This is a genomic window from Vibrio panuliri (assembly GCF_009938205.1).
Lineage (GTDB): Bacteria > Pseudomonadota > Gammaproteobacteria > Enterobacterales > Vibrionaceae > Vibrio > Vibrio panuliri.
On record NZ_AP019655.1, the window covers coordinates 1351250 to 1367278 of the forward strand.

Here is a 16029-nt window from a genome sequence, read left to right on the forward strand (position 1 = left end):
ACGACACAAATCACAATAATCGTATATAAGTTGGCAATTTTTACCATGACTTTACCTAAGTTGATCACTCAAACGCTTAGACCGTACGTCATTCTATTAACATTAGGCATGCTATACCTCGCCTATGATCAACTCAAAACTTCAGAACACATCGCTCACGATCAATCACTGAATAATCTGAGTACTGCCACGCATCTTGTTTCGTCACAAGTTGAAGCTGCATCCAGTAAGCTGTTTTTACTCGAAGATACTCATTCACTGACAGAGTTTGATAACACAGCCAAACACATTTTAAAGCACTCGCCTCTCTATGCTGATGTTATCCACGTAAATATGGAAACGGGTCAATATCGCTCTGTCCTGTTGAATCCAACACTTGCAGAAAAAGACCCGAATATCACTTGGACCCCTTTAACCAAGTTTTCAGATCAACTTTCCATCTCGTCACTCTACGAAAAGTTTCCTAATTATTGGGTGTTTGCGGTGAAGTATACGCCGAACAGCTCTCAGCAATATTGGTTAGAGTTTGACTTAAAGCACGCCACTCAAAGCTTGCGTGGTTTACACACGCTAAATGATGGTTATGTGTTTGTCATTGATAGGCACACCGGCCGTTTGGTTTTCCATCCAGATCCAAGCCGAATTGGTAAACCGTCTATCAGCTATCATAGTGGTATCAGTGAACTGCTTGACTCTGGCACCACTTTTTCTAATTACGAATACTATTACCGAGATCAATTCAAAGTTGTCGTCTTTGATGCCAACAATGAGCTCGATTGGGTATTTATTGCGGGTACGGACCGCTCAGACATACTGGCAGTCTCTTTTCAGTTTGCTTTGGCCGCGGTTTTTTGTGCATCACTACTCTATATAGCCCTCGCGATCAGTTACCTTACGAGACAATTGAGTTATGCACTTACCGATCTTAACAACCAAACTGATCTAGGAAACTTTAAGCATCAACTTCGCTATACGCTCGACCGCTTTATTCCGCATAAAGGCATCCAGTTCTGTACCTACGACGAACGTCATGGGGATTTTTGCACCCTAGATTTTCATGGTAACTCAAAAATTGTCATTAAAGATCAAACCTTAGCTCGCCAGTTCCCCCCTGATTCAATGCGATTTGTGAACAAAAAAGAAGCGGACATATTGGCACAAAAACTTCAAATTAGAGCCAATCACTACGTCATTCCTTTGCACAATCAAGACGAGTTAGTGGCCGTCATTTATATTCAGTGCTTACTGCCTTGTAACGGGACAATTATGCGCATGATTCGCGACTACACCGAAGTTGCTCTGTGCAATCTACTGCTACGCAAGAAACTGTTATGTAAAGATGTAATGACCAAACTCGATAGCCAGCACACCATGAACGCATCGATCGATTGCCATCAAAACACCAGCAATGTCTTTTTTGCTCAACTGGAAGTGGACTACTTTGAACAGATTCTGAATCACCATGGTCCACAATGTGCCGATAAGATTACCATTGCCACCGCGGAGATGATGCAGACGTGTTTTCCAAAACCTCGTGCGATCAGTTTATCTCGAGATGGGATGGGCAAATTCAGCTTGCTGTTTCATGCCCACGATAAAGATGACGCGATAAACCGTTGCGAAGAGCTGAGAGTGCTGATTGAAAAAAGCCCGGTTAAGTTAGGCGAACTCAATATTCCATTTACCGTCAGTATCGGTGGCGGTGCCGTGAACGGCGCACATCAATCCACTTTATGCCAAGTAGAAAAAGCGCTCTACAAAGCCAAAGGCTCGGGACGAAACCAAGTGAGCTTTGACGCATTTTTACAGTAACAACATAAAAGGAGGCTTAGCCTCCTTTTACTTTATTCAACCGATACTTCTCCCATATCCATATCTTGAACATCGATTTCCCTTGGCGCTAGATTCAAGCCCTGCCAAAATACAGATACGCACTTCTCAAGGAACTAACATGACGACGCAAAAGCTTTCTACCTCGCAGATAGCGAAACGGCGCGGCGTTTCAGTGAAAACACTTTTCGCTGAGCTTAAGCAAGCGGGTTATATCAACCGCAGTGATGAAGACTGGGTGTTGACTGATATCGGAGCGAAGTTCGGCGGAGAGTATGCGCAACACACCAAGTTCGGTCAATTTATCGTCTGGCCTGAAAATCTACTCATAGATAGTGCTTTGAGTCACGGCAAAATGCTCAGCGCGACCCAACTTGGTGAGAAGCTTAATTTGAGTGCTAAGCGGCTCAATTTGCTGCTGAGCGAACTCGGCTGGATCAAAAAAACACCTCAAGGCTGGCAGGCAACCCCGGCTGGACTCACGCACGGCGCCAAGCAAAAAGTCAGCAAAGAGAGTGGGCAGACGTTTGTGATCTGGCATGACACCATTACTCGCAATCAGCGATTAAAACAGACCGTCGTCGAGTACTTAGGGGAAGATGCCGACGCTAACGCAACCGACAAATCTTTTGCTCGTTTTCAGCATAAATTTGCGGCGAAGCACCGAACTCTTGATGGACACTACGTGCGCTCTCGCGCAGAGTTAATCATTGATAACTGGCTTTACATGAATGGCATTGTTCACGCCTATGACCGGCCGCTACCTATCGAAGCTGAACTGTTGAGTGACTTCTATTTGCCGAGCGGCAAAGTGTATCTGCAGTTTTGGGGCGATGATACAGGAGCGATGGAAGCCGATGAAATTGAACGGATTCGTCAAGTCTACGTTGATCACCAGTTTGCGCTAATTGAAGTGTACAGTCATGAAATTACTCAACTCGATGAGCTTTTGCCCAGCCGCTTGAGAGTTCATGGCATTAAGGCGTATTAAAAAGCCGCCAGTCAAGGGCGGCTTTGTTTGCGATTACTCTACTTACGAACTGAGTATCGTGCATACGCCGCTTCTTCTTTCGAAACGACGGTCTTACCGATTGGCGCAAGTGAAATCACTGCTAGTTTTAAATGCTGTAACGCAAACGGAATACCAATTATCGTCACAAAGCACGCGACTGCCGAGATAATATGTCCAATCGCGAGCCAAATTCCCGCCAAGAAGAACCAAATAATATTACCAATCATACCCAGAGGGCTGGTGCCGATATCGGTTTGATGGGTTAACTCATCACGAGATATCGCTTCTTGACCAAACGGGAAAAACGAGAAGTTACCCATCACAAAGCACGCTCTGCCCCATGGGATACCAACAATACTGATAAACGCGAGTAGACCGAATAGCCACCACATCAATCCCATCACCACACCACCACAAATAAACCAGATGATGTTTCCTAATGTGCGCATAACGTTAAACCTTAATCAAAAAACTGACTTACCACCTAAGTCCCTCACCACTCCGATACGCAGCGGTAAAGCCCGCACGATCTCAATGGAGTGACTACTTAGATGACTTTGAACACCAAGTATCCATAGCCTACATGAACCTAAAATGAATCACATGGCTGAGATACCTTGCCAGACCGCTGTCGCCCCGCTTATTGAGCATAGCAGTAAAGCACCAATGCGGATTTTCTCTTTCGGCAACGCCTCGGTGGTTTTCCGTGCCAACTGATAGCCGAGCCAACCCGCCGGAAGTAATGGCAAAGTAATCCACACATGATGCAGGGTCAGAAAACCCGCAGGCGCTTGTACTGCAAGTGAAATCATCGAACTAAACACGAAAAAAGCGGAGAGGTTACCACGCAACTGATTGGCTTCTTGATGTTGAAGCAACAGCGCCATCGGAGGTCCACCAATTGCAGAACTGGTGCCAAAAAAACCTGAGAAGAAACCTGCAATTCCCATCCGCGTTGGCGTAGGTTCAATACGAAACGGTAAGGTACTGATTGCAACAGCAAGCAGCACCAATAGGCCAAGCCAAAGCGCTAACACATCTCCAGAGACCATCACCAGCAGCAAACCGCCAGCCAAGGAACCGGGCACTCGCCCAATCAACGCCATCTTTAACCCACCAATCTCGACATTGTTGCGATACTTGTACGCATTCAGCAGTGAGATAAATAGCGCCACCATCACAATCGGTGAAGGGACATAGATAGGTGAAATAAAAAACAGTAACGGCGCGGCTACAATCGCTAAACCAAACCCAATAGATGTTTGGACAAATGAACCTGTAAAAATCAGCGCGGCAGCCATTAGCGCCTCTGAAGTGAACCACTCAGAAAACATGGATGAGATCCAAATTGAGAAAAGAAAAGAGAGCTGAGTATAACTCAGCTCTCTTTAAATCGGTTAGTGATTAACCGAGCAATCTTACGCTGTCGCCAGACGAATGACAGGTTTATCATTGATTGGAATATGCAACAGTGCCGCTAAAAATGCCAAAACCACCGTTGACCACCAAATGGGTTCATAGCTGCCGTAGTAATCATAAATTCGACCACCCGCCCAAGCACCTAAGAAACTTCCTACTTGGTGGGTAAAGAACACCAAACCGTAGAGTGTCGATAAGTAACGCGCACCAAAAATTTGTCGCACCAACCCGGATGTCAACGGAACTGTGCCTAACCAACAAAAGCCAATCGCCCCGCCAAATATCGCGGCGGTATTTTCTGTAATTGGCAAGGTGACAAAGCCAGCAATAACGATAGTTCGCATAAGATACAGCGCAGACATCACATAACGCTTGTTGAACTTATCGCCCATAATGCCCCAAAAATAGGAACCAAAGATGTTGAAGATCCCAACGTACGCCAGCGCCATCGCGGCACTTGATGCAGGAAGGTGTTTATCCGCTAAGTAACTAGGTAGATGAGTAGCAATAAACATCACATGGAAACCACAGACAAAAAAGCCCGCATGAATAAGCCAGTAACCTCGGTGAGCAAATGCCTCTTTGAGTGCCTGTGACAAAGTTTGGTTATCTTGCACTTGGTTAAGGTTGGTATTGGAACCGTTGGCGGTTTTCATAAACAGACTTAATGCCATCATAATGGTGCATAGTGCGGCAAACACCTGCAACGCCTGCTGCCAGCCAAAATCACTCAGCAGCCATTGCGCTCCAGGGATCACCGCAAACATACCAAATGAGCCTGCCGCCGTTGTTAAGCCAAATGCTTTAGCTGCATGTTCGGCAGGCACTACTTTCGCCACCGCACCTAGCACAATCACGTAGCTGGTCGCACTCAGCCCTAAACCCACTAATGCACCTAATGAAACGTAAAGCATGCTCGCTTCACTGGTGATCGACGTAAAGTAGAGGCCCAACGCATAAGAAAGTGCACCTAAAAAGATAATGCGTTTTGAACCAAACTTATCAGCCGCCATACCAACAAAAGGCTGGAAAGCGCCAAACAACAAATTTTGCAAAGCAATCGCAAAGCTAAAGAACTCTCGCCCTGTGCCAAAATGTTCAGACACCGGCATCATAAAAATACCAAATGACTGACGAATACCAAGGCTGGTGATCAATATGCCGATCCCAAGCCACACCAATAATGGAAAACGAAAAATACTCATAGCAACCTTAATGATGATGTAAATGAGAAGAGTGTTCCTCTGAGCCACTATTTTGGTGGCAGCCCATATCAACCGCTTGCTGAGCGAGTAACTCTAGCAAGGGTTCGCAGTGATGTACCGCAACCAAGGTGATGCCAAGCAGCAACACCATTCTGGTCAACTGAGCAGTCAAAGATTGTGAGAACATACTGTGTCCTGAATAAAAAAGAGCGCGGAGTGTATTGCTGAGCGAGAAAAACATCCAATGATATTTTGTCAGGATATCTATGTGCTTTATGCATGCCGATTAACGCTAAGTTTACTTTTTCGCCACGCAATTAGGTGTATAGTGAATAACTCACATCAACGGGAACCAGCAAAAGGAAATCTAAGTTATGACTAATCTCACCATCGTCGCTAACATTGTTGCCAAGGAAGATAAGGTTGAGCTCGTAAAGCAAGAGTTGTTGAATCTAATTGAGTTCACACGCGCCGAGGAAGGTTGTGTGAACTATGACTTGCACCAAGACAACACCAATCCCGCCCATTTTCTGTTTTTTGAAAACTGGGCAACTCGCGAACTCTGGCAGCAGCATATGGCTAACTCACACATCGCTGAGTATCTCGCGGCGACAGAAGGTGCTGTAGAGAGTTTCGTCGTCAATGAAATGACTCAGATTGGCTAACCAATAAAAAAGCCCTGCTAACCAAGAGCAGGGCTTAAACAAATCACAACGAAATGCAGCTTTAAGCGGCCAGCACTTTCTCTCTGATCACCGTTAACACACCATTGTCTACATTGCTTGGTGCGCCGAATCGGGCCAGTTTTTTCACTTCTGGATGAGCATTTTCCATCGCATAGGAGTGGTAGCTTGATTTAAGCATTTCAACATCATTGAAGTAATCGCCAAAGCTCATGGTTTGCTCATGTGTAAAGCCCAACGTTTGCTGCAAGTGCTCAATCGCCGCGCCTTTTGAAGCTTGAGCATGCATCACATCCAACCAGATTTTTGCGCTGACAACCACTTGGTTTGAGCTGCCAAACTTGCGATTGATCACTGGGTATACATGTTCTTCGGTACTATCGAAATGGCAGATCGCAATCTTAATAAACTCATCTTCAACCGATAACAAGTCTTCGACATACTGACATTCTGCGTAGTACTTTTGCAGCTCAGCCAACGCTTGCGGATCTTGCGTCTCGATGTATGCGGATCGCTTACCGCACAGCACAATATACGCCCCTTCAATTTGTCGAGCTTCTGAAACGATCCCTTCCACCACGTCATTCCCGAGCGGACAGCAATACAACTCTTCACCTTGGTGCATCACCAAAGTGCCATTTTCTGCAATGTACATGATCTCGTCTTTAATCGGAGCAAAGGTTTTTTGCAGGCTCGCATATTGACGCCCAGAAGCCGCAGCAAAAATAACCCCCTTTTGCTTGAGCTGATGATAAACATCATAAAACTCGGGAGAGAGTTGAGAAGACTCATCCAATAGGGTGCCATCCATATCGGAAGCGATGAACTTTATCTGGTATTGTGACATTGGAAAATAGCTTAACTTGAACTGGGTCACAGAGATTGCGCGATCTCGATCAGATTGTAAACCCCTTAATTGTTTCAATTCTAAGCAAACCAACCAATTCTTTTCGCCACAGGCCCCCATCACGATGCCATGACTTATTGATGGTCTATTTATCAAAGCGTTTGCTCGCGCTTTTCTAACCAACTTATTCACAATCAAATGGTTACTTACGCTATGAAAACTTATGTTTTTGCCGATTTCATACGACTTCACTGGGATCATTCAGCACAATATGCATAATAAACGTTCAATGCCAAGGTTGGGCAGTAAGACCTAAGCTGTCTCAGGCACAAATGAAGGAAAGGACATGAACGCCACGCAATTTCTTAATCAGCTAAATCATCAATATTTGGCTATTCATCGCCGTAAAGAAGACTTCTTTTGGGATACATATATGGGGATCAGCGATGATCACCAAGGCTCTGCTCAAGCGCAAACCGAGTGGACACAGTTTTTAAGTAACGCTGACAACCTCAATCAGGTTAAGCAGTATCTCTCACTCGCAGAACAGATCGCGCAACCGCAAGAGAGACAATCAACCATCCATGCGTTAAAAGGTTGGCTTGCGGTATTCAAAGCGCACGGTGTCGAAGACCCACAAACGGCGCAGCAACAAGCTGAACTCATTCAATTTGAGTCAGAGCTATTTAAAGCCAAACAGAAACACCCATTACGCTATCGCAATGATAAGGGTGAAGACGTTGAAGGCTCTTTACCAGTACTCGCATCGGCGATTCGAACCAGTGATGACCCACTCACCCGCCAATCGGCTCATCAGGCTCTGCTTGATCTTGAACAGTGGTTGCTGGGCAATGGTTTTATTGAGCTGGTCAAACGTCGCAACCGCTTTGCCCGCTCACTTGGTTATGCTAACTACTTCGACTATTCGGTGCAAAAAACCGAGCATATGAGTAGCGACGAACTGTTTGCCATTTTAGACGATTTTGAACAGCGCACTCGCCAAGGCCATCTGAGCGCGCTAAAAGATCTTGCCGCTCAAAAAGGACAAGACGCGCTTGTCGGGCATAACTTTGTCTATGCCTATTCCGGCGACGCAATGCGCGACCTTGACCCATACGTTCCTTTCTCGCAATCACTGCGTCGCTGGATCGACTCTTTTGGTCGACTCAACATCGATTATTCCGGTGCAGAGCTCACCCTTGATCTACTTGATCGCAAAGGCAAATATCAAAATGGTTTTTGCCATGGTCCAATTCCTTCTTTCTACGATCAAGGAAATTGGGTTGCCGCTAAAGTCAACTTCACTAGCAATGCCAAGCCAGATCAAATTGGCAGTGGTTATAGTGGTATCAACACCTTCTTCCATGAAGGAGGACACGCTGCGCACTTTGCTAACATGAAGCAAAACGCACCCTGTTTCTCAATTGAGTTCGCCCCGACATCAATGGCGTACGCCGAAACTCAATCGATGTTCTGTGATAGCTTGCTCAACGATGCAGATTGGCTCAAGCGCTATGCCCTTAATAGCCAAGGAGAAGCGGTGCCGGATCACGTGATTCAAACGATCACGGAAAGTAAGCAGCCATTTAAAGCCTACGAAGAACGTTCGATCTTAGTGGTGCCTTATTTCGAACGTGCACTTTACCAGCTGAATGACGCAGAACTGCAACCTGAGCGCATTACTCAACTAGCAAGGGACATGGAACAAAAAATCCTTGGATTACAATGCAGCCCACGCCCTTTGATGGCAATACCGCACCTGCTTTCTGACGAAGCAGCCTGCGCTTATCAAGGCTACTTACTGGCACATATGGCGGTATACCAAACGCGCGCCTATTTCCTCGATAAGTTTGGTTACCTGACGGATAACCCAGAAATCGGCCCGCTACTTTGCGAGCACTACTGGCAGCCAGGCAACAGCATCACCCACAACGACACCATCAAGAGCTTAACGGGTGAAGGGTTTAACGCAAAATACCTCGCGGATGCGTGTAATCTCACACCAGAGCAAGCCTGGCAAAGTCAAAAAGAAAAGATGGCAGCACTAGCGTCACGAGCACAAGAGGCTCCGCGCCCGCTCAATGCTAAAATCACTGTGGTGGATGGCGCGAAAGTGTTGGCAGACAATCGCGTTTCTGACCAACAAATGTGTCAAGATTTTGAAGCGTACATTGCCCGTGAGTATGGCTGTTAACTCAACCAGCACAAAACGCATCTCTACAAAGTAAGCACCCACTGACAAAAGCCGCCATGCGGCTTTTTGTTTATTTATCAGAATCATATCAGTTAACACACAACCCAATCGATACGCCAGCAAAACCTAGCCCAACGCTTATGGTGTCCCCTTATCGTGCCTGTCCTTATAAGCACTCTTTAGAATCACTCCCTTATCGCGTCTGTCCCCCTTATTGCGTCCGTCCTGATAAGGGCGCGTGACATATGGCGTCCCTTACGGTGTCTGTCTCGATAAGGTTTTTGCTTTCCCCGTCGAAAAACAGCGCAAGTATTGCAAGTTATTTTGCGCCAATTAACAACTACTGCTTGTTGAATCACAAAAGCAGGCTTATGATAGCGACGATCAGAGAAGTGAGTGATGATATGAACTGCAAGTGGATTAAACAGTGCCGTATGGTGAGCGTAATGCTTAGCCTGCTGCTCGTCTGTTTGTTCGCAAACTCTGCGCTTGCAAGTCAATCAAGTAGTCATTCGTCGACTCAGCAACCTCTTCTCACTCAAACCATTCAGGTTCATCTGCATCCAGCACCTATCGAACCAAGCGATCCTTCACACTACTTCCATATTGAGCAACGTGAGCCAGCGAAATCACTTTCTCCTAGTCTTGCTTCAATACTCAGAAATGGATCGTTCACTCCCGAGAGGCTGCACGAAGCTGAACCCACTTATGAATTGGTGTTCGACTTTGCAGACACCACCCCTAACACGCTCGTTTGGCGGGTATTTTTAACCCTTGATGCGTGGTTTGATTGGACCCTACACCCACCCTCGACCATGCATCGCATCGCGGGCTGGAAAGAGTCAAATATCCTCTATCGGTTTATAAGCCAAGCCGACGCCTAACATTGTTTTCTTTTTCAGCGTTCTTGGAATAAAGAACGTGTGTTTTGCTATGCGTACAAAATGCTAGCAAGGATTGAAACTCAATTGGCTTTTGCCAAAGAGACCAATGTTTATGCGTACAAAAAAAACCAATCGCACCGTGTTGAACCATTATTCAGCATGGAAGTATGTGGTACTCGTGACCACTATCATCATCATGCTGTTCAGCGCCCTACCATCTTGGTTTGGTGAAGATGCAGCGGTAATCATTAACCACAAAAACACTCCGCTGTCCGTTGTTACTGTTAAACAGCAACTTGAAGCACACAGCATCGCCGTGAAGCGCATCGATCAAAGTGACGGTGAGACCACTGTTGTGCTTGACGATGCCGCAGAACAAAACCAAGCCAAAACATTTTTGGCTGACTTCACCCCTGAAGATGATGTGGTTACCCTTGCCATGGTACCCGCTGCTCCTGCATGGTTACTTGAAATGGGCTTTAAACCAATCAAGCTTGGTCTTGACCTTCGCGGTGGTGTGCAGTTCCTACTTGATGTCGATATGAACCAAGTGTTCCGCTCACATGCAGAACAAGCTCAAGAAGCGATCAAAGACTATGCGCGCGAACAACATTTACGTGGCGTGCGAGTAGAAATGACTCGTGAGTCAGGTTTAGAGATCAAAGCACCAAACGAGAAAGCCGTTGATACCATTCGTCATTATGTTCGCGAACAGTATCCTCAATGGCAAGTACGTGGTGAAGGCGACAATGGCTTAACCATGGCACTTATCGACTCTGAGAAGCAGACACTGACTAGCCTGACTGTTCAGCAAAACCTGCAAACGATGCGCAGCCGTATTGAAGAGCTTGGTATCACTGAAGCAGCAGTGCAGCGTCAAGGTGAACACCGTATTCGTATCGAACTTCCAGGTGTGCAAGATCCCGCCGCAGCAAAAAATGTGATTGGTGCCACCGCCAGTCTCGCCTTCTATGAAGTGAAGCCTGAGCGTTCTGTCGGTACCATTGTCATTCCAGACCAGGACGGTCGCCCTGTGTATGTGGTTCGCAAACCAGTGTTAACAGGTGAACACATCGTCGATGCGCGTGCCGGAATGGGTGAAATGGGCATGCCAGAGGTGAACATCACGCTCGACTCGACTGGTGGGCACATGATGTCTGATTTCTCCGGCAAACACATCGGGAAACCGATGGCTACGGGATACAGTGAATATAGCCGAGATGCTAAAGGTCATGTCGAACAATCTAATACCATCATTAGTATTGCCACCATTCAATCGCAATTAGGTAATCGCTTCAGAATCACTGGTGTCGGTCAGCTAAACGACGCCCAAGATCTTGCGTTATTACTTCGTGCGGGCTCATTGACCGCACCTGTCACCATCGTAGAAGAACGTACAATTGGTCCTTCTCTTGGTGCCGAGAATATCGAAAACGGCTTCGCTGCTCTGGCGCTAGGTTTAAGTTTGACGCTGCTATTTATGGCAGTGTGGTATCGAAAACTGGGTTGGGTGGCAAACTTTGCGCTAATGATCAATATGGTGATGCTGCTCGGTCTTATCGCTTTGCTCCCAGGTGCTGTACTTACCTTACCGGGTATTGCAGGCTTGGTGCTAACCATTGGTATGGCGGTCGATACTAACGTGCTGATCTTTGAACGTATTAAAGAGAAGATTCGTGAAGGTCGCAGTATGGCGCAATCTATCGACTTAGGTTTTAGTAGCGCATTTGCCACCATTCTCGACTCGAACATTACCACGCTGATCTCAGCGGCCACCTTGTACGCAATCGGTAATGGTCCAATTCAAGGTTTCGCTTTAACTCTCGGACTGGGTCTTTTGACCAGTATGTTCACTGGCATTTTCGCTTCGCGAGCAGTGATCAACATTATTTGGGGTAAAGATTCACGTCGTGGAGTGAGGGTATAACGATGAACAAACTAAGTAAATTAACCAAATGGCGTCATGCAGGCAGCTTACTATCTTGCCTGCTAATTGTTGTCTCTATTTTTACCCTTGCAACCAAAGGGCTTAACTTTGGTCTTGATTTTACTGGCGGTATGATTAGCGAGGTTCGCCTCGATAAAACCCTAACCGCCCCAGAAATCCAAGCTAAACTGGAAACTGCACTCAAGCAACCTGTCTCTGTGGTTGCAACAGGGGATCAAGGTCAATGGATGCTGCGCTACGCAGCGCCTGAAAACCTCGAGCAACAGCCAGAAATCAAACCGCTACTAGAAAGCTTCTCGAACAAAGTAGAGATGATCAATGTCAGCATAGTGGGCCCACAAGTTGGTCAAGAACTGGCTGAGCAAGGCGGCATTGCAGTATTGATCACTCTATTGGTGATCTTGGCGTACCTCAGCTTCCGTTTCGAATGGCGCTTAGCCTCCGGTGCATTGCTAGCCTTAATGCATGACGTCTTTATCTTGCTTGGATTCTTTGCTATCACTGGCCTTGAGTTCAACCTAACGGTTCTTGCTGCACTGCTGGCGGTTCTGGGTTACTCACTCAACGACTCGATCATCATTTCCGACCGTATTCGTGAACTGCTCAAAGCCAATGTAAAGCTTCCAATTGCAGAGCTTAACAACCAAGCCATTTTGAACACGCTATCGCGTACCTTGATCACTTCAGGTACCACATTGATCTCAGTCGTGTCTCTTTGGTTGCTGGGTGGCGAGCCACTTTATGGTTTCTCTGTGACCATGTTTATCGGTATTGTCGCCGGTACTTGGTCAACCATGACCATCGCGACCATTATCCCAGAGATGGCAAAATTAGGTCCTCAGCATTATGCACCTGAACCTATTTCAGATGCCCCATAATTCCAACTGTCCGTTGAGAAGTAAGTCAGCATCAAAAACAAAAATAAAGTGCTAAGCAAAACAGACCCATTTGGGTCTGTTTTTTTATGAGTAAGTCTATCTACATCTAACGCAAGAAAAGCTTTGAAAGGAGTTGCTTAAACTGAATTTGACGCTCCAGTAACCAACGACTGCGCGGCAGCCATGAAGGTGTGGTAAGCACTGTTTTCGCTTTGGAAAAAGTTTGAAACCCTTCGACTCCGTGGTAATGCCCCATTCCTGACTGTCCGATGCCACCAAAGGGCGCATCCTTGGCTGAAACGTGCAGCAAGGTGTCGTTTACCGCTAAGCCTCCGCTGTGGGTTTGCGTACGAACTTGTTCAATAAGATTGCTGTCGTTACTCATCAAATAGAGAGCCAAAGGTCTGGGCTTATTTTCAATATACTCAAATACTTGATGAATGTGGCGATAACCCACTATTGGTAAAATAGGGCCGAATATTTCCTCTTTCATCACCAACATTCCCTCACTGAGGTCAGTCAGTAAATGGGGCAGCATCACACCATCTGCGACAGGTTGTTCAAGCGTATGAATCTGAGCGCCTTTCTCTCTCGCATCTTCAATATAGCTCTTCAAACGCTCGAACTGCGCTTCGTTGATGATTTGAGTTAACGGTTGACCCGTTTCAATAAACAACTGAGAAAAACGTCGCAGATAAATATCAACAAACTGCTGTTGCTTCTCTTCAGGTAGCAACACATAGTCAGGGGCCACACATATTTGTCCCGCATTGATGGATTTGCCCATCAGAATCGCATCGACGGCCTTATCCAAGTCTGCATCTGGCGCAATAATGACCGGAGATTTGCCCCCCAGTTCCAATGTCACCGGAGTAAGGTTGCGCGCGGCTTGCTCAGCAACCAACTTGCCCACTTTAGTGGAACCGGTGAAAAGTAGGTGATCAAACGGCAATTGAGAAAAGTATTCGGCGATTTCCACCTCGCCTTCGACCACAAATACATAAGACTCCAACTCCGCTAATACTTGGCTCAGTACCTGATTGGTGTTCGGAGTATGTTCACTCAGTTTGACCATCACTCGATTACCCGCTGCCAGTGCGGTGACAATCGGGCCAATACTCAAAAATATCGGGAAGTTCCAAGGAACAATGACTCCAACTACCCCCAATGGTTGATAAACGACCTCCAGTTTTGAAGGTGTCAGCATCAGCCCAGCTCTGCGCCGTTTAGGCTTCATCCACTTGCGTAGATGTTTGACGGTATAGTTGATGTGCTCAACCGCTGGAAGTAAATCGCAAATCGTACTGTCGAACTCGCTCCGATAACCAAAATCCTCACCCAGTGCTTGCACCAGCTGTGGCTGAAATCGTAGTAGCGCTAACTTAAGCTTTTGCAAACGAGCTAGACGATTGGAAAGGCTCGCATAAGGTTCACTTTGATAAAGCCCCCCCATTTCGTCAAACAACGCTTGTAGCTCTTGTTGCGATTTTACATGTGCTTTTTGCCAACGATTTAGGTCAACAACTTTTTCCATCATCCCACTTCACTTCTGTTACCGAACAGAATAAGCGTAGCTATTTCTGCCCAAAAAATCACTGGCGCTGCACACGCCAAGTTCCTTTGCACGGACCGTTCGTCAGATACCAGGAGCCTTGCATCACATTGCCACTTACGGTACCTGAAAAACGATAGTCCCATTGGCTATGGTTTGCATACAGCTTAATATTGCCTTGAGTGTCAATCCACCCCCTCAATGGGGTGCCATTGTAAGTAAGTATTAATTGAACAAAGCCTTGCTCCACGCTGCCTGTTATGGTCGTTCTCTCACACAGATTATTGCCAGTAACATCCACACGTCTGCCCAGCCAATCACCATCATAGTCTAACGAGACAGTGAAGTTAGGCTGCGATGGCAGCTTGGGAAAGCGCTCCGCCTTACTTGTACCAAACCAGTCAAATCGCATACCAACCCCAACGAACAGCACAAAACCTAAGCTGGTCGCAACTAAAGCTATCTTTTTCATCCCTGCAAATATCCTTGATACGGTGACACGGTTTTCACTCTACCAACTTAACGGGTATGGGATGCTATGCCCTCAGTGAGGTATATCGCAAACTGTTGGATATTTATCGAATCTTAATCTTTGCAGCGTAAACAACCGTGATTACTGCAGACGACGCCTTAATCCTGACTTTTCCAATATTCGGGTGGAGATTTCTTCCACAGATAAATCTGAAGTATTGATGTAAGGGATCGCTTCGCGACGAAACAACGCCTCTACGTTTGAAAGCTCTGCCAAGCATTGCTCGGTACTCGCATACTCACTCCCCGCCAAGCGGTTTTCGCGAATTTGCGTCAATCGGGCTGGGTCGATGGTTAAACCGAACAGCTTGTGGCGATGAATTTCAAACTCCGGTAGCAGTCTTAAGCGTTTAATGTCTTCTTCAATAAATGGATAGTTCACAACACGCAAGCCAAATTGCATCGCCATATACAGGCTGGTTGGCGTTTTGCCACTGCGAGAAACACCAAGCAAAATAATATCGGCTTTTTCCAGCCCTTTGAGCGTAATGCCATCATCATGAGCAAGGGTATATTCAATCGCCGCAATACGGTCAAAATAGGTGTCTGAATCTTTATTGACGCTGCGCGAACGTTGCAACTTAGGCACGGGGGTCTGCTGTGTGTCATTCTGTACCCGCTGCACCATGCTCTCAATCACGTCATAGCAGTATGCGGGCGCTTCTAGCAGCATTGCTTTGAGTTCTGGCAGAACAATAGAGAAAAACACTAATGGCTTTTCACCGTTTTTCTCATATGACGTTCGAATTTCTTTTAACAAATTGGCTAATTTTTCTTCACTCTCGATAAAAGGAAACGTTTTTTCATTAGCATTAAAAGGAAATTGACCCAGAACAACATGCCCTAACGTCTCACATGTTATGGCGGTTCCGTCAGAAACATAGAATACATCACGACTTTGACTATTGTTTTGCATATTTTATTTAAACTTTCAAAATTATTTGATTAGGATAGACCCATAATACAAATAAATAACCCGAGCAGACTATTACGCTGAGCACAGCTTTGAAAATTTGTTAAAAATTTTTTGAGCCATCACGTAAACG

15 protein-coding genes are annotated in these 16029 nt (G+C 46.2%); 7 read left to right on the forward strand and 8 right to left on the reverse strand.

Annotated features, from left to right (window positions below):
- The first annotated feature begins 45 nt into the window (after nucleotides 1-45).
- A complete protein-coding gene (locus GZK95_RS20775; protein WP_318630698.1) occupies nucleotides 46-1812 on the forward strand; it encodes a sensor domain-containing diguanylate cyclase in 1767 nt (588 codons plus the stop codon).
- 139 nt (nucleotides 1813-1951) lie between these two features.
- Complete coding sequence (locus GZK95_RS20780; protein WP_075715280.1) at nucleotides 1952-2821, forward strand: glycerol kinase; 870 nt, start codon at nucleotides 1952-1954, stop codon at nucleotides 2819-2821.
- 38 nt (nucleotides 2822-2859) lie between these two features.
- On the opposite strand, the gene GZK95_RS20785 is transcribed toward GZK95_RS20780, so the two are convergent.
- The 4 genes from GZK95_RS20785 to GZK95_RS20800 all read right to left on the reverse strand — a co-directional run bounded on the left by GZK95_RS20785 (nucleotide 2860) and on the right by GZK95_RS20800 (nucleotide 5653).
- Nucleotides 2860-3291: a YccF domain-containing protein gene (locus tag GZK95_RS20785; RefSeq protein ID WP_075705484.1), complete on the reverse strand. Its 432-nt coding sequence runs from the start codon at nucleotides 3289-3291 to the stop codon at nucleotides 2860-2862.
- 150 nt (nucleotides 3292-3441) lie between these two features.
- On the reverse strand, nucleotides 3442-4176 hold the full coding sequence (locus tag GZK95_RS20790; RefSeq protein ID WP_075715279.1) for a sulfite exporter TauE/SafE family protein: 735 nt from the start codon (nucleotides 4174-4176) through the stop codon (nucleotides 3442-3444).
- 84 nt (nucleotides 4177-4260) lie between these two features.
- Nucleotides 4261-5466, reverse strand: coding sequence for an MFS transporter (locus tag GZK95_RS20795; RefSeq protein WP_075715278.1), 1206 nt, complete (start codon nucleotides 5464-5466; stop codon nucleotides 4261-4263).
- A gap of 7 nt (nucleotides 5467-5473) precedes the next feature.
- Nucleotides 5474-5653 carry a hypothetical protein gene (locus GZK95_RS20800; RefSeq protein ID WP_075715277.1) on the reverse strand — a complete coding sequence of 60 codons (180 nt, stop codon included), beginning with the start codon at nucleotides 5651-5653 and terminating at the stop codon, nucleotides 5474-5476.
- A 187-nt stretch (nucleotides 5654-5840) separates the two neighbouring features.
- On the opposite strand from GZK95_RS20800, the gene GZK95_RS20805 reads away from it, so the two are divergent.
- The gene (locus tag GZK95_RS20805) at nucleotides 5841-6131 is read left to right on the forward strand and encodes a putative quinol monooxygenase (protein ID WP_075705492.1); all 291 of its coding nucleotides are present in this window, start codon (nucleotides 5841-5843) and stop codon (nucleotides 6129-6131) included.
- 61 nt (nucleotides 6132-6192) lie between these two features.
- Here the strand turns inward: GZK95_RS20805 and GZK95_RS20810 are convergent, their stop codons facing one another.
- Complete coding sequence (locus GZK95_RS20810) at nucleotides 6193-6996, reverse strand: Cof-type HAD-IIB family hydrolase (RefSeq protein WP_075715298.1); 804 nt, start codon at nucleotides 6994-6996, stop codon at nucleotides 6193-6195.
- Between the two features lie 346 nt (nucleotides 6997-7342).
- Between GZK95_RS20810 and GZK95_RS20815 the strand changes: the two genes are divergently transcribed.
- The 4 genes from GZK95_RS20815 to secF all read left to right on the forward strand — a co-directional run bounded on the left by GZK95_RS20815 (nucleotide 7343) and on the right by secF (nucleotide 12900).
- Nucleotides 7343-9190 carry a M3 family metallopeptidase gene (locus tag GZK95_RS20815; protein ID WP_075715276.1) on the forward strand — a complete coding sequence of 616 codons (1848 nt, stop codon included), beginning with the start codon at nucleotides 7343-7345 and terminating at the stop codon, nucleotides 9188-9190.
- 371 nt (nucleotides 9191-9561) lie between these two features.
- On the forward strand, nucleotides 9562-10074 hold the full coding sequence (locus GZK95_RS20820) for a hypothetical protein (protein ID WP_075715275.1): 513 nt from the start codon (nucleotides 9562-9564) through the stop codon (nucleotides 10072-10074).
- A 112-nt stretch (nucleotides 10075-10186) separates the two neighbouring features.
- The gene (gene secD / locus GZK95_RS20825) at nucleotides 10187-12001 is read left to right on the forward strand and encodes a protein translocase subunit SecD (RefSeq protein ID WP_075715297.1); all 1815 of its coding nucleotides are present in this window, start codon (nucleotides 10187-10189) and stop codon (nucleotides 11999-12001) included.
- A gap of 2 nt (nucleotides 12002-12003) precedes the next feature.
- Complete coding sequence (secF, locus tag GZK95_RS20830) at nucleotides 12004-12900, forward strand: protein translocase subunit SecF (RefSeq protein ID WP_075705498.1); 897 nt, start codon at nucleotides 12004-12006, stop codon at nucleotides 12898-12900.
- 106 nt (nucleotides 12901-13006) lie between these two features.
- On the opposite strand, the gene GZK95_RS20835 is transcribed toward secF, so the two are convergent.
- The 3 genes from GZK95_RS20835 to ppsR all read right to left on the reverse strand — a co-directional run bounded on the left by GZK95_RS20835 (nucleotide 13007) and on the right by ppsR (nucleotide 15899).
- Entirely contained in the window at nucleotides 13007-14434 is a 1428-nt protein-coding gene (locus GZK95_RS20835) for a coniferyl aldehyde dehydrogenase (RefSeq protein WP_075706209.1), read from the reverse strand.
- A 58-nt stretch (nucleotides 14435-14492) separates the two neighbouring features.
- Nucleotides 14493-14924 carry a hypothetical protein gene (locus tag GZK95_RS20840; RefSeq protein ID WP_075705500.1) on the reverse strand — a complete coding sequence of 144 codons (432 nt, stop codon included), beginning with the start codon at nucleotides 14922-14924 and terminating at the stop codon, nucleotides 14493-14495.
- A gap of 141 nt (nucleotides 14925-15065) precedes the next feature.
- Nucleotides 15066-15899 carry a posphoenolpyruvate synthetase regulatory kinase/phosphorylase PpsR gene (gene ppsR, locus GZK95_RS20845; protein ID WP_075705502.1) on the reverse strand — a complete coding sequence of 278 codons (834 nt, stop codon included), beginning with the start codon at nucleotides 15897-15899 and terminating at the stop codon, nucleotides 15066-15068.
- Nucleotides 15900-16029: the final 130 nt, after the last annotated feature.

Excerpts from the sequence above, each read along its gene's own strand:
- GZK95_RS20775 (WP_318630698.1), top strand. The coding sequence starts at position 46 with ATGACTTTACCTAAGTTGATCACTCAAACGCTTAGACCGTACGTCATT.
- GZK95_RS20780 (WP_075715280.1), top strand. The coding sequence starts at position 1,952 with ATGACGACGCAAAAGCTTTCTACCTCGCAGATAGCGAAACGGCGCGGC.
- GZK95_RS20785 (WP_075705484.1), bottom strand. The coding sequence starts at position 3,291 with ATGCGCACATTAGGAAACATCATCTGGTTTATTTGTGGTGGTGTGGTG.
- GZK95_RS20790 (WP_075715279.1), bottom strand. The coding sequence starts at position 4,176 with ATGTTTTCTGAGTGGTTCACTTCAGAGGCGCTAATGGCTGCCGCGCTG.
- GZK95_RS20795 (WP_075715278.1), bottom strand. The coding sequence starts at position 5,466 with ATGAGTATTTTTCGTTTTCCATTATTGGTGTGGCTTGGGATCGGCATA.
- GZK95_RS20800 (WP_075715277.1), bottom strand. The coding sequence starts at position 5,653 with ATGTTCTCACAATCTTTGACTGCTCAGTTGACCAGAATGGTGTTGCTG.
- GZK95_RS20805 (WP_075705492.1), top strand. The coding sequence starts at position 5,841 with ATGACTAATCTCACCATCGTCGCTAACATTGTTGCCAAGGAAGATAAG.
- GZK95_RS20810 (WP_075715298.1), bottom strand. The coding sequence starts at position 6,996 with ATGTCACAATACCAGATAAAGTTCATCGCTTCCGATATGGATGGCACC.
- GZK95_RS20815 (WP_075715276.1), top strand. The coding sequence starts at position 7,343 with ATGAACGCCACGCAATTTCTTAATCAGCTAAATCATCAATATTTGGCT.
- GZK95_RS20820 (WP_075715275.1), top strand. The coding sequence starts at position 9,562 with ATGATAGCGACGATCAGAGAAGTGAGTGATGATATGAACTGCAAGTGG.
- secD (WP_075715297.1), top strand. The coding sequence starts at position 10,187 with ATGCGTACAAAAAAAACCAATCGCACCGTGTTGAACCATTATTCAGCA.
- secF (WP_075705498.1), top strand. The coding sequence starts at position 12,004 with ATGAACAAACTAAGTAAATTAACCAAATGGCGTCATGCAGGCAGCTTA.
- GZK95_RS20835 (WP_075706209.1), bottom strand. The coding sequence starts at position 14,434 with ATGGAAAAAGTTGTTGACCTAAATCGTTGGCAAAAAGCACATGTAAAA.
- GZK95_RS20840 (WP_075705500.1), bottom strand. The coding sequence starts at position 14,924 with ATGAAAAAGATAGCTTTAGTTGCGACCAGCTTAGGTTTTGTGCTGTTC.
- ppsR (WP_075705502.1), bottom strand. The coding sequence starts at position 15,899 with ATGCAAAACAATAGTCAAAGTCGTGATGTATTCTATGTTTCTGACGGA.